This is a genomic window from Chlorobaculum thiosulfatiphilum, assembly GCF_006265165.1.
In the GTDB taxonomy this organism is placed as follows: Bacteria; Bacteroidota; Chlorobiia; order Chlorobiales; family Chlorobiaceae; genus Chlorobaculum; species Chlorobaculum thiosulfatiphilum.
In genome coordinates, this window is the sequence record NZ_VDCH01000042.1 from 1 (window position 1) to 12,864 (window position 12,864).

Here is a 12,864-nt window from a genome sequence, read left to right on the forward strand (position 1 = left end):
TCAGAGACTTTTCTAATATCGATTTTTTCCATACCCGCAATATAATATATTTGCGAGTTTTATTGGCCGGATTAATAACACACACAAAACTCTCTAAACCAATGGGGGATTTTATCATGAAAAAAACATTCATCACAGCGCTGGTAGCCGTTTCAGCATTTGGATTCAGCGGGACCTCATTTGCAGGCGGCGCCGCTGCAGCAGCACCTGATCTGTTTAGCAACAATGATCTTGATGTCGATTTTTCATCGAAAACTGAAAGCAACACGTTCAATTCTACTTTGAACAACAGTTTCACATCGACTGTGGATGATAGCTTTAGCGTGGATAATAGCATCAATGCAGATGAAGACGCTCCTGCGGCTGGTGGTAATCTTCAGGTTGCCTATGACGCTCCTGCGGTTGGTGGTGACATGATCACGGTTAATGCGAGCGCAATTGCCATTCAGTTGGGTGATGTCGCCTCGACATATCCCGAGCTTGCTTTACTGGCTTCCGGTGGTGTGATTGCAGGAAGTGGCGCCGGTGCTGCCGCTGCTGATGCGTCTCCATTAGGTGGTGCCGCCGCTGCCGGAGGTGACTCTGGAAACGTGACGGTGACCTCAACCACAGGCGCTGTTTCGACAGGTGCAGTGACGATCGATCTGAGCAACAGTGCTACGGCGCTTGCTGTTGGCGGAAACTACAATTACAATACACCTGCAGTTAATCCGTAAGTCTGTTGTGCTCATGAGCCACAGAAGTAGCTTACCAATACTCAACCTGAGGTAAGCGTGTTCCTTGTTCACGATCTGAATGGAAAAACACAGAACTCTCTAAACCAATGGGGGATTTTATCATGAAAAAGACAATCATCACAGCGTTGGTAGCCGTTTCCGCACTTGGATTCAGCGGCACGTCATTTGCAGGCGGCGCAGCAGCAGCAGCACCTGATCTGTTCAGCAATAATGATATCGAACTCGATGTTTCATTAATCAATGAAACAAATGACTTCGATGTTGATGTGGATAAGAGCGTGGACATCGATGTGGATAAGAGCGTGAGTTTTGATAGCAGCATCAATGCGGACGAAGATGCTCCCGCAGCCGGTGGCAACCTGCAGGTCGCCTATGACGCTCCCGCAGTTGGCGGCGATATGATCGACGTCTCCAGCGTGGCGTTCGCTTTGCAGCTTGGTGATGCCGAATCGACCTATGCTGATCTCGATTTCATGGGTTCCGGTGGTGTGATTGCTGGTAGCGGCCCCGCTGCTGCCTCTGCTAGTGCGTCTCCATTAGGTGGTGCTGCCGCTGCCGGTGGTGACTCCGGAAACGTCAACATAACCGCTACCTCAGGTGCGATTTCTACAGGTGCAGTTGATATCGATCTCAGCAATACTGCTACCGCGCTTGGTGTTGGCGGAAGCTACAATTACAATGCTGCCGTTACGCCGTAACATTTCGTTATGCTTATACGTGGTTGGCTGGAATATTCCAGCCAACCATTATTTTAAGAACTTTCAGGGGGTGATAAATGAAGCGCTTGTTATTATTGAGTCTTTCTGTCCTTTTGACAGGCAATGTTGCGTTCGGGGCTGATACTACGGCGTCTGCCACTATTGGCGATATCACAAATGACAATAGCAACAATGCGACGGCCTTATCCGGAGGTACGTTCTATAATAGTTCCGGAGGGTCTGTATCACAGAATTTTGAGGCATCTCAACCTATTCCCTATCTTCCCGGGACACCAGGCGTCGGAGCCACTGCTCCTACCCTTTTTAACCTGAAAGGCTATCCTGCTCAGGCATTAGGTGCAACGTTGTTATCGAAAAACATGGTCTATGCATCTTGCCATGATGTTGCTCTCGGGACTAGCGGTGGAACAAAGATTATTTTCAATGCTTCATTTCCCGCCTCGAGGTCGGCAAACAAGGATAGAAATGTTTATATAAATCTGAGCGGCGTGGGGAGAGGTGAAGTGATTGGTTCCCTGACTGTCCAGAGCCGAAAAGATAAAGCTGATGAGGTTGATTTTTCAACGTTGCTTTTCGATGCGCGTCAGTATATAGCTGGTATCCGGGATTTGAAAGGCTATAATGTCACTCTTCTTTCAGTTCCGAGTACTATTTCTATTGCCCTTGGAGTCGATGGCAAGGCATCCGGAGCCACACTTGCACCGCTTGCTTCGGGATTGATCAATGGACCTATGGGTGTCATGGCTGGTCTTGGGTCAGGTTTTACATCAAACGAAGGCGTCACGGCTCCAACGGCGCTTATCGGTTGCACGTTCCTTGTTCTTGTCGATAGTGACCAGAGTCAGGTTGTGGACCTGTTGTCGAACAGGACTTCTCCGGATGATTCTAATGGCAACGGCAACGGCAACAATAAAAAGAAGTATGAGGCGATTCAGAAAGACGATGCTGAATAACGTCTGATGAGGTTTTTAAAGGGCGCTTTGAAAGAATTTTGAGATGGGGTTGCGTGTACCATGATGGTGTGGCGCGCACAAACCTGAGTTCCGAAAGCTTGATGGATGATAATCTCGATGCGTGGATAACTGAAGCGGCAATCGGAGAGCGTGACAAATTTTTCAGAGCGCCTTTTACATTGTGAGTTCCACAGCCGCTTGTGCTTTTCAATAGCGCAAGCGGCTGTGTTATTTCAGTAGTGTACCGTAACCATTCAGTTGTTGCTATATTTAACTTACTCCCTTAAATTTACCCCTCGATTGCCCGGTCTCGTAACGCGTGGCCGCGCATCCAGCGATTCTCTTTTTCTGGAAGGAATCGCGCATCCCCGTTAATTTATCCATCAAATCCATTATGAGCAGCAACTCCACCTCACCCGTTCGTGAGTTTGAATACAAGGCTGAAATGAAGCAGCTTCTGGACCTGATCGTCCATTCGCTCTACACCCATCCCGAAATCTTTCTGCGCGAGCTGATCTCCAACGCCTCCGACGCGCTTGGCAAGGCTCGCTTCCGGATGCTCTCCTCCGACGAGGGCATCGACAAGTCCGGCGACCTCAAGATCACCATCACCGTCGATAAAGAGTCTGGCAACTTCGTGATCGAAGACTCCGGCATCGGCATGAGCGAGGACGAGCTGGTCGCCAACCTCGGCACGGTGGCCAAATCCGGAACGCTTGGCTTCATGGAGGCGCTCAAGGAGCAGCAGAAAGAGGGGCAACGCCTCGACGCCAACCTCATCGGCCAGTTCGGCGTGGGCTTCTACTCGGTCTTCATGGTGACGGACGAAGTGACCGTCGAAACGCGCAGCGCCGAGAGCGGCTCGCAGGGGTGGCGCTGGAAATCCACCGGCCAGGGTTCCTACACCATCGAGCCGGTCGAGCGCGAGGCTCGCGGCGCCCGGATTTCGTTCACCCTCAAGGAGGAGTTCAGGGAGTTCGCCGAAGAGTACCGCATCGAGCAGATCATCAAGAAATACTCCAACTTCGTCGAATATCCGATCTGCATCGGCAGCCGCCAGATCAACAGCATGACCGCGCTCTGGCAGCGTCCGAAGAGCGAGCTGAAGCTGGAGGAGGTCAACGAGTTCTACAAGTTCATCTCGAACGACTACAAGGATCCGCTCGACTACCTGCACGTGTCGGTCGAGGGCGCGGTGAGCTTCAAGGCGCTGCTCTTCATCCCCTCCGAAGCGCCGATGGATTTGCTCTACAACCAGGGCGCGCTCGAAAAACGCGGGCCGCAGCTCTACGTCAAGAAGGTGCTGATCCAGCACGAGTGCCGCGATCTGTTGCCGGAGTACCTGCGCTTCGTCAGCGGCGTGGTCGATACCGAGGACTTGTCGCTGAACGTGTCGCGCGAGCTGGTGCAGTCCAGCCCGGTGATGGCCAAAATCAAGCAGATTCTCACCACCAAGCTCCTCGGCTGGTTCGATACCATCGCCAAAGAGGAGCCAGAGAAATTCCGCACCTTCTACAAGGCGTTCGGTACGATCCTGAAAATCGGCCTCAACACCGATTACACCAACCGCGACAAGCTGATCGATCTGTTGCGTTTCGAGACCACCAAAACCGGCGAGGGCGAATACGTCACGCTCAGGCAGTACGTGGAGCGCATGGCCGAGGGGCAGACGGAAATCTTTTACCACTCCGGCAACAGCCGCCCGCAGATGCTCGTGCATCCGAACCTCGAATATTTCAGGAAGCGCGACATCGAGGTGCTCCTGCTCTCCGACCCGGTCGATGTGTTCGTGATTCCCTCCATTTTCGAGTACGACAAAAAGCCGCTCAAGTCGATCGAGAAGGCCGAGATCGACACGAGTACGCTGGAACCCGAAGGCGAGCGCCTCGGCGCTGAAGGCACGGTTGGCGTGATTTCGCTCTTCAAGGAGGTGCTGGGCGAGCGCGTCGCCGACGTGGTGGAGTCCAAACGGCTCGTCAGCTCTCCCGTCACTCTGGTGAGCGGCAAGGACGCGATGGACAGCCAGATGGAGAAGATGATGAAGATGATGGGCCAGGATGCCGACATGCCCGGCTCGAAGAAGATTCTCGAAGTCAACACCGCGCACCCGATCATCCGGAACCTCGCGGGCAAGCACGCCGTCGGGTTCTCCGCCGACCCGGTCGTTCGCGCGGCGGTCACGCAGCTTTTCGAGAGCGCGCTGTTGCTCGAAGGCGACCTCGAATCGGTCGCCGACTACGTTTCGCGCATGAACGAGCTGGTCGAAGCGGCGACGCGGGCATAAAAGAAAAAAGAGATATGGGGCTAAAGCCCATGAAATAATTGTCAGTTCTGAACCCCGGCTTGAAAGCCGGGGCAATTATTGTTTCGACAAGTAAACTCTTGAAAATTGCCCCGGACTTCAGTCCGGGGTTTATGGGTACCGCAAAATAATTCAGGGCTTTAGCCCAATTTCTTCCATTACTGTACTCTTGCGGAGTCTTCCTTTTCTTTTTTTATGATCAGCCGGTCTGATGGAGTGGCGATTCGCTCCATCAGACCGGCTGAACCTTAACCATTAATTTGTCCCATTTGTGAGCCAGTTATCGGAAGTAGAACTGCGGCATGTCGCCGGATTTCAGAAGAACGAGATCACCGAGCACCATATCTACAAGAATCTCGCCAAACGGGTGGAGGGGGTGAAGAACCGCCGCATCTTCGCCCAGATTTCCGAGGATGAGCTGCGCCATTACAATGTCTGGAAAAAATATACCGGACGGGACATCGAGCCGGATCGCTTCAAGATTTGGCTCTATTCGATGATCGCTCTGCTTTTCGGCTTTACCTTTGCCGTCAAGCTGATGGAGGGGGGAGAGCAGGATGCGCAGAAGGCGTACGAGCGCGTGGTGAGCATGGGCAGCGAAATCCGCGGCCTCATCGAGGACGAGGAGGAGCACGAGCAGGCGCTGATTGCCGTGCTCGACGAGGAGCGGCTGCAATATACCGGTTCGATCGTGCTCGGCCTGAACGACGCGCTGGTGGAGCTGACGGGCGCGCTGGCTGGCTTGACCTTCGCCTTGCAGAATGCCCGGCTGGTGGCGCTGACGGCGATGATCACCGGATTTGCCGCCGCCCTGTCGATGGCCTCCTCGGAGTATCTCTCCACCAAGGCCGAGCCGGGCACGAAAAATCCGCTGAAAGCGTCGTTATACACCGGCGTGGCCTACATCATCGCCGTGGCGGTGCTGATCGTCCCCTATCTCGTTCTGAATGACATCTATCTGAGCCTCGCGCTCGCGTTCGCCGGAGCGCTCGTGGTGATCGCGCTCTTCAACTTCTATGTTTCCGTCGCCCAGGGCGTACCGTTCAAGAGCCGCTTTCTCGAAATGGCCGGGCTGATCTTTGCGGTCTCCGGCATCAGCTTCCTGGCGGGGCTTGGCATTCGCTACTTTTTCGGCATTGAGGTGTAGCGTAGAGTGGACGGCGTGGATTTGGTGGACGTGGTTGTGAATGCTGTAGGGGCAACCCTCGCGGTTGCCCTTGTCAAAGGTGGACGATGTGGACAAGCTCCGTTCATTGTTCCAGCGCTTTAAGCAGCGCTTCGATGTTTACTTCGCCCTCTGTGTCGATTTTGATGCAGAGGGCTTTTTCGTCTCCGTCGGGTGGCGCGATGGCGTGGAGCTGGGCTTCGAGCACGTTCAGGTCGGCTTCGGAGGCGTCGCTCGCTGCTTCGTGGCGCGCCCGCACCCGCTCGCGCAGCACCTCGCGCGGGGCGTGGAAGCAGAGGATGTGGCACGGGTATTCCAGCGTTCTGGCCAGGCGGAGGAAGGGCGCTCGCTTGTGGGCGTCGGGGAAGGTGGCATCGACAATCACCGAAAAGCCTGCCGACAGCGCGGTCGAGGCGGCGTCGAGCATCGCGGCGTAGGTCTTCCTCGTCGTTTCAGCGGTGTAGATGTCGAGTCCTTTTCCGGCGCTTCGATCGAGGCTGTCGATGCCGAACAGGCGCTTGCGCTCGACGTCGGAGCGGATGTGGATGAAGCCGCCCGCGTCAGCGAGACGGGCGGAGATCACCGATTTGCCGCTGCCCGACAGGCCATGCGTGATGAGCAGCATCGGCGAAGGCGGGCGGGTGTAGCCGAGCGCGAGTTGAATGTAGGAGTGGTGCTCGGCGAGGGTTTTGGCTTTTTCCTCCTCGCCGGACTCCTGCGCGAGGCGGATCGAGGTCACTTTGGCCCGCACCATCGCGCGATAGACGCAATACAAACGCAGCACCTGCAAGCCGCCGTAGTCGCCGCTTTTCGTGAGCCAGGCGTTCAGGAAATGCCACGCCAGTTCCGGGTGGCCGGAGTGCTCCAGATCCATGAAGAGGAAGGCGACATCGCTCATCACGTCGATGATGCTCAGGGCGTGGCTGAACTCGATGCAGTCGAAAATCACGATCTCGCCGTCGCGGATCACCATGTTGCCCGTGTGCAGGTCGCCGTGGCACTCGCGCACCATGCCGAGCGCCTTGCGCTCCCGCACGACACCGCTGAGCCGCCGGTGCTCGGCGAGCGTCCAGTGCCGGAGCTTTTCGATCTCGCTCCGCTCCTCGATGGTGCGGGCGACCTCTTCGGTCAGGTCGAGGTTTTCGAGCATCGGCTTGACAATCACCTCCGGCGTACCGAACGTCGCGGCGGGATCGGCTCGCGGAGCCTCGGCGTGGAACTTAGCGATCACCGATGCGGCTTCATCGATCTGGCGCATCGTCAGTTCGCCATTGCGCAGCAGGCGGTCGAGCTCGAAGCGCCGGTCGAACTGCACCATGCGGATGACGTAATCCACCGCGTCGCCATCGCCGCCGATCCGCAACTTGCCCGCCGACTCCGTGACCGCCAGCACGTCGAGGTACAGCTCCGGGCAGAGCCGCCGGTTCAGGCGCAGCTCCTCGTGGCAGAAGTGCCTGCGCCGTTCGAGCGTGGAGAAGTCGAGGAAGCCGAGGTTCACCGGCTTTTTCAATTTGTAGGCGAACCGGCCGGTCAGGAATATCCATGAAATATGGGTCTCGACCACCACGATCTCCGGTTCGACCGGATGAGGATAGGCCTCCGGATGACGAAGGGCTTCGGCTGGCTGGATCATGCTTTTCGCGGGTTTTGACGGTTTCATCCACAAGCTAAGGCAAAAAATCCGGGATAACCAGAATTGGGCGCAATGGCGAGGTATCCACAGTATCGATGTATATACCGTCATCGACGATCGGTATGGATCACCATTTGAACAGCATCGGTGCTCCTGCGCAAGAGGACGGGCACAAGACCCGTCCCTACAGTTGTGATTTGACATCCAGGCGTTCAAAGCCCATGTGCGGCAGCGTGTCCCGACAAGCCGGGATGGTTCGCAAATGCAATCGGTTGCCGGACAATTTGCCGTTGGCTTGACGCTTCGGCGTCCCTTTTGTCTCGAAACAGATGCGGTTCATGGTTTCTCAAAAAAAGTTGTAAATTCCACGTTTTACTGCCAGCCTTCGATTATCGCTTGAATTATCAGCAAATAAGGGCGTAATCGATGATAGAGTTTTCCAGATTCTTTGTCTGCACGGCCCGCTTCGCCAGATGATGGGCAACTTCACCGGAACGGCGCTCCGTTTCTCGCGGATCGTCCGGCGGGATGGCAACGATAAGGCTGATTGCAGGAGACGCGTTCACAATCTTCGTTCACCACAAGCTTGCCGACTATGAAACAGTTCAGGGATTCAATGATAGCCTTGATCACGGAGACCTCCGCGAATCTGCCGAGCGACGTTCGCCAGGCCATCGCCGATGCCGTCGGCAATGATGCCGCCGATTCGAGGGCGGGGCTGGCCATGTCCGCCATCACGCTCAATATCGACATGGCGGTCGATGGCCTCGCCCCTGTCTGCCAGGATACCGGTATGCCTACCTTTTTCGTCCACGCGCCGAAAGGGGCCGACCTGCTGGCGATGAAGCGCGATATCGAGTCGGCCATCGTCGAGGCGACCCGCACCGGCAAGCTTCGCCCCAACGCGGTCGATTCGCTGACCGGCAAGAACTCCGGCAACAACCTCGGCGAGCATGTGCCGGTGATTCACTTCGAGCCGTGGGGGCGCGACGAGATCGAGGTGAAGCTCATTCTCAAGGGCGGCGGCTGCGAGAACAAGAACATCCAGTACTCGCTTCCCGCCGAAATTCCCGGCCTTGGCCGCGCGGCTCGCGACCTCGACGGTGTGCGCAAGTGCATCCTTCACGCCGTTTACCAGGCGCAGGGGCAGGGGTGCAGCCCCGGCTTCATCGGCGTCGGCATTGGCGGCGACCGCACCAGCGGCTACGATCTCGCCAAGAAGCAGTTGCTCCGCTCGGTCGATGACACCAATTCCGACGCGGCGCTGGCCGAACTCGAAGCGGAGATTCTCGAAAAGGCCAACCGTCTGAACATCGGGCCGATGGGCTTTGCCGGAAAGACCACGCTGCTTGGCTGCAAGATCGGCAAGTCGCATCGCGTCCCCGCGAGCTTCTTCGTCTCCGTGGCCTACAACTGCTGGGCCTACCGCCGTCTCGGCGTCATCGTCGATCCGCAAGAAGGCGCGATCACCGAATGGCAGTACCGCTATCCGGGCGAAATCAAGCGCATGGCGCGTGGCGCGGGCATTCCGCTGACGGGCCGCGAGGTGGTGCTCACCGCGCCGGTGAGCGAAGAGACGATCCGCTCGCTCAAGGTGGGCGACATCGTGATTGTCGATGGCGAAATGCACACCGGGCGCGACGCCTTCCACCACTACATCATGCACCACGACCTGCCCGAGGGCCTCGACATTCGCGGCGGCATCATCTACCATTGCGGCCCGGTGATGCTCAAGAACGAGGCGGGCGATTACCAGGTCGTCGCCGCTGGCCCGACCACCTCGATCCGCGAGGAGCCTTACCAGGCGGACGTCATCGAGAAGCTCGGCCTGCGCGCCGTGATCGGCAAGGGCGGCATGGGGCCGAAGACGCTGGCGGGCTTGCAGAAGCACGGCGCGGTTTACCTCAACGCCATCGGCGGCGCGGCGCAGTACTACGCCAAGTGTATCGAAAAGGTGACCGGCGTCGATTTCCTCGAAGAGATGGGCGTACCGGAAGCGATGTGGCACTTGCAGGTCAAGGCCTTCCCGTGCATCGTCACGATGGACGCGCACGGCAACAGCCTGCACCAGCAGGTGGACGAGGAGTCCTTCGCGATGCTCGAAAGCATCGGCAAGGAGGCCTGAGTTTCCGGTCGGACTCAATCAATTTTTACCGGAGAGGCCGCCTTTTCCGCCGCACGAATCGTCGTGGCGAAGGTTGGCCCTGACGGATCAGTAATCACCAACGAGAGTGTTATATGAAAAAAATACGGTTCATGGATGTCTCCTTCCGCGACGGGTTCCAGTCCTGTTACGGAGCAAGAGTCAAAACCGAGGATTTCCTGCCGGTGCTTGAAGCTGCCGTCGAGGCGGGCACCGATAACTTCGAGATCGGCGGAGGCGCGCGCTTCCAGAGTCTGTATTTCTATTGCCAGGAGGACGCCTTCGAGATGATGGACGCCTGCCGCCGCGTGGTTGGCCCCGACATCAACCTCCAGACGCTGTCGCGAGGCTCCAACGTAGTCGGCCTCGTCTCGCAGTCGCGCGACATCATCGACCTGCACGCCAAACTTTTCAAGAAGCACGGCGTCAGCACCATCCGCAACTTCGACGCGCTCATGGATGTGCGCAACCTGGCCTGGTCGGGCCAGTGCATCGTCAACGCCGGGCTGAAGCACCAGGTGGTGGTCGCCCTGATGGGGCTGCCGCCGGGCCTCAACGAATCCTACTGCCACACGCCGCAGTTCTACCTCGACAAGCTCAAGGAGATTCTCGACGCGGGCATTCCCTACGACAGCGTGGCCTTCAAGGACGCCTCCGGCACCACGACGCCCGCCGTTGTCTATGAGACGATCAAGGGCGCTCGCAAGATGCTGCCCGAAGGCACGGTGCTCCAGTTTCACACCCACGACACCGCCGGAATGGGCGTGGCCTGCAATTTCGCCGCCATCGAGGCGGGCATCGACATCATCGATCTGGCGATGGCTCCGGTCAGCGGCGGCACCGCCGAGGTGGACATCCTCACCATGTGGCACCGCCTGCGCGGCACCGACTACACGCTCGACATCGACCAGGAGAAGTACCTCAACGTCGAGTCGATGTTCATCGAGCACATGGACAAGTACTACATGCCGCCGGAGGCCAAGGAGGTCAATCCGGTGATTCCGTTCTCGCCGATGCCGGGCGGTGCGCTCACGGCCAACACCCAGATGATGCGCGACCACGACACGCTGCACTTCTTCCCGGAGGTGATCCGCAACATGCGCGAGGTTGTCGCAAAGGGCGGCTTCGGCTCGTCGGTGACGCCGGTCTCGCAGTTCTACTTCCAGCAGGCCTTCGCCAACACCGTGCAGGGACCGTGGAAAAAGATCGTTGACGGTTACGGCAAGATGGTGCTCGGCTACTTCGGCAAAACGCCTGCCGCGCCCGATCCGGAGGTGGTGGCGCTCGCCGCCGAACAGCTCGGCCTGGAGCCGACCGTTCAGGACGTGCACGACATCAACGACCGCAACCCCGACCTCGGCGTCGAGCACAACCGCAAGCTTCTCGAAGAGGCGGGTCTGGAGATTACCGACGAGAACGTTTTCATCGCGGCCACCTGCGGCGCCAAGGGCATTGGCTTCCTCAAGGGAGACAAGCCGCTCGGCATTCGCTACAAGGCGGACGTCGAGGCTGAGGAGGAGGCGAAAAAAGACGCCGAGGAGCTGAAGGTCACCTCGCACGGCAACTCCTTGCAGGATCGCCTCTCCGACCTCATCAAACCCGCCGGACGCAGCAACCTGTCGGGCAGCTACATGGTGATGGTCGATGGCAAATCGTTCAACGTCGTGATCGCCGACGGCATGGTGATGGCGCAGTCCGCCGCTCCCGGAGCGCAGCCCTTCGCGATGCCGCAGATGGCCGCGCCAGCGCCGCAGTTGCAGCATCAGGGTACGCCGGTGTTTCCTTCGATGCCGGGCAATGTCTTCAAGATGGAGGTCAAAGCCGGTCAGAAGGTTGAGGAAGGCCAGGAGGTCGCGGTGATGGAGGCTATGAAGATGGAGTCCCCGGTCAAAGCGCCCAAGGCGGGCATCGTAACGGTCGTCCTCGCCAAACCCGGCGACACCCTCTCCGCCAACCAGCCGCTGATGTATATCGAGTGAGAAGGGGCGGACAAGTCGTCACAGTACTTTTTAAAAAAGGGCAGGCTTAAAAAGGTCTGCCCTTTTTTATTTGCTGATTAAGTGCTAAGTTTAAGGAAAAGGTTATTCGTCGCTGTAGAATAAAAAACTTGATCTTTATAACGTGCTTGAGTATAAGGCTTTATCAAGGTTTTTCTTAGTATTATCCTAAGCGCGATATGAGGACAACAATTAATCGTCAGATGTCTTATACGGAAACTGTTTAATAAATGTTAGACCGTAGTCGCTGCATCCGGACTCAAATTTATGCTGCTTTCACTTTCAATATCTTGATACTGCATAAATAAGACAAAATAATGATGAAAATAGGCCAAATATATGACGTCGTATTTGCAACAGGACGTTATGAAGTTGAATATGAGTATGGTGTTAAATGCATTAAGAAAACACCACAGTCATATCGTGTAGAAAGAACGGACGGTACAACGCGATTGATAAGGCAAGACTCTATTATGGAACTTAAGGAAACGGTGAGCGTTACAACCACTAAAGTTAGTATAAATCATTGATTTTATACCCTTGTTATTGTGTGAGTAGGGGTGTGTCTAACATTATTTTTAAAGTAAATGGCTATGCTTTCACTTAACTATGTTGTTCGCTACTAAAAACAAGAAGAATGCAATGAATATTACTTTTAGCGGAAAGTTCGCAGTTAATTCACAAGCATTTGGGATTAATTTTGAAGCCGTCGTGAATGGAAATAGTGTTATTTGCTCGGTTTCAACGGACGCTCTGCAAGACATAGACCCTAGCAATCCTTATGACACGGTAGAGCAACAGTTTCGTGCGAATCAATCCAGTTTCGAGGCAATAGCTGAACAGAAAATTCGTTCTGGCGCTTTGAGTCCCGTTGTTATTACCAGCTGTGATGTTGGTAATACAGAAAATCTGTGATTATGGAAATCACATTCAATATTACACGTCCGTTTGAAAAAGATATTAAGAAACTCGATGTCAAGGAGAAGGGGCGTGTTGAAGCTGCAATCGATAGATATGCTGCAACATTTGATACTAATCTTGATGTTTTTACACAGCACATTTATCGCCCTCACAAAATAAATATGCCAGAAGGATTAGATTCAAGCCTTTATGTTCTTCGAGCGTCACCTCAAATACGGGTTCTTCGCAGAATATCGTGGGTAAGGGCTTCTGCTGTTCCGTCATGATTCGATAGCCATGTTGAGTTTGCCGCAG

At 55.8% G+C, this 12,864-nt stretch carries 11 protein-coding genes; 9 read left to right on the forward strand and 2 right to left on the reverse strand.

What is annotated here, in order from left to right:
* From FGF66_RS11995 to FGF66_RS12015, 5 genes are all read left to right on the forward strand, one after another.
* Positions 1-716 (forward strand): hypothetical protein (locus tag FGF66_RS11995; protein WP_211342013.1); only part of this gene is annotated, 716 nt, incomplete at its 5' end.
* Between the two features lie 122 nt (positions 717-838).
* Complete coding sequence (locus FGF66_RS12000; RefSeq protein WP_139457866.1) at positions 839-1,435, forward strand: hypothetical protein; 597 nt, start codon at positions 839-841, stop codon at positions 1,433-1,435.
* Positions 1,436-1,512: 77 nt separating this feature from the next.
* Complete coding sequence (locus tag FGF66_RS12005) at positions 1,513-2,409, forward strand: hypothetical protein (protein WP_139457867.1); 897 nt, start codon at positions 1,513-1,515, stop codon at positions 2,407-2,409.
* Positions 2,410-2,803: 394 nt separating this feature from the next.
* The gene (gene htpG / locus FGF66_RS12010) at positions 2,804-4,693 is read left to right on the forward strand and encodes a molecular chaperone HtpG (protein ID WP_139457868.1); all 1,890 of its coding nucleotides are present in this window, start codon (positions 2,804-2,806) and stop codon (positions 4,691-4,693) included.
* Positions 4,694-4,982: 289 nt separating this feature from the next.
* Positions 4,983-5,858 carry a VIT1/CCC1 transporter family protein gene (locus FGF66_RS12015; RefSeq protein ID WP_139457869.1) on the forward strand — a complete coding sequence of 292 codons (876 nt, stop codon included), beginning with the start codon at positions 4,983-4,985 and terminating at the stop codon, positions 5,856-5,858.
* Between the two features lie 103 nt (positions 5,859-5,961).
* Here the strand turns inward: FGF66_RS12015 and FGF66_RS12020 are convergent, their stop codons facing one another.
* Together FGF66_RS12020 and FGF66_RS12750 are read right to left on the reverse strand one after the other, a co-directional pair.
* A complete protein-coding gene (locus tag FGF66_RS12020; protein ID WP_139457870.1) occupies positions 5,962-7,509 on the reverse strand; it encodes a bifunctional aminoglycoside phosphotransferase/ATP-binding protein in 1,548 nt (515 codons plus the stop codon).
* Positions 7,510-7,693: 184 nt separating this feature from the next.
* The gene (locus FGF66_RS12750; protein ID WP_170181370.1) at positions 7,694-7,849 is read right to left on the reverse strand and encodes a hypothetical protein; all 156 of its coding nucleotides are present in this window, start codon (positions 7,847-7,849) and stop codon (positions 7,694-7,696) included.
* Positions 7,850-8,104: 255 nt separating this feature from the next.
* On the opposite strand from FGF66_RS12750, the gene FGF66_RS12030 reads away from it, so the two are divergent.
* From FGF66_RS12030 to FGF66_RS12050, 4 genes are all read left to right on the forward strand, one after another.
* The gene (locus FGF66_RS12030) at positions 8,105-9,634 is read left to right on the forward strand and encodes a fumarate hydratase (RefSeq protein ID WP_170181371.1); all 1,530 of its coding nucleotides are present in this window, start codon (positions 8,105-8,107) and stop codon (positions 9,632-9,634) included.
* A gap of 113 nt (positions 9,635-9,747) precedes the next feature.
* Positions 9,748-11,631 carry a biotin/lipoyl-containing protein gene (locus tag FGF66_RS12035; RefSeq protein ID WP_139457873.1) on the forward strand — a complete coding sequence of 628 codons (1,884 nt, stop codon included), beginning with the start codon at positions 9,748-9,750 and terminating at the stop codon, positions 11,629-11,631.
* 660 nt (positions 11,632-12,291) lie between these two features.
* Positions 12,292-12,564 (forward strand): DUF1488 family protein, encoded by a 273-nt coding sequence (locus tag FGF66_RS12045; RefSeq protein ID WP_170181372.1) that lies wholly within the window; start codon positions 12,292-12,294, stop codon positions 12,562-12,564.
* Positions 12,565-12,566: 2 nt separating this feature from the next.
* Positions 12,567-12,836: a hypothetical protein gene (locus tag FGF66_RS12050; protein ID WP_139457875.1), complete on the forward strand. Its 270-nt coding sequence runs from the start codon at positions 12,567-12,569 to the stop codon at positions 12,834-12,836.
* The last annotated feature ends 28 nt before the right edge of the window (positions 12,837-12,864 follow it).

Excerpts from the sequence above, each read along its gene's own strand:
- FGF66_RS12000 (WP_139457866.1), top strand. The coding sequence starts at position 839 with ATGAAAAAGACAATCATCACAGCGTTGGTAGCCGTTTCCGCACTTGGA.
- FGF66_RS12005 (WP_139457867.1), top strand. The coding sequence starts at position 1,513 with ATGAAGCGCTTGTTATTATTGAGTCTTTCTGTCCTTTTGACAGGCAAT.
- htpG (WP_139457868.1), top strand. The coding sequence starts at position 2,804 with ATGAGCAGCAACTCCACCTCACCCGTTCGTGAGTTTGAATACAAGGCT.
- FGF66_RS12020 (WP_139457870.1), bottom strand. The coding sequence starts at position 7,509 with ATGATCCAGCCAGCCGAAGCCCTTCGTCATCCGGAGGCCTATCCTCAT.
- FGF66_RS12750 (WP_170181370.1), bottom strand. The coding sequence starts at position 7,849 with ATGAACCGCATCTGTTTCGAGACAAAAGGGACGCCGAAGCGTCAAGCC.
- FGF66_RS12030 (WP_170181371.1), top strand. The coding sequence starts at position 8,105 with ATGAAACAGTTCAGGGATTCAATGATAGCCTTGATCACGGAGACCTCC.
- FGF66_RS12035 (WP_139457873.1), top strand. The coding sequence starts at position 9,748 with ATGAAAAAAATACGGTTCATGGATGTCTCCTTCCGCGACGGGTTCCAG.
- FGF66_RS12045 (WP_170181372.1), top strand. The coding sequence starts at position 12,292 with ATGAATATTACTTTTAGCGGAAAGTTCGCAGTTAATTCACAAGCATTT.
- FGF66_RS12050 (WP_139457875.1), top strand. The coding sequence starts at position 12,567 with ATGGAAATCACATTCAATATTACACGTCCGTTTGAAAAAGATATTAAG.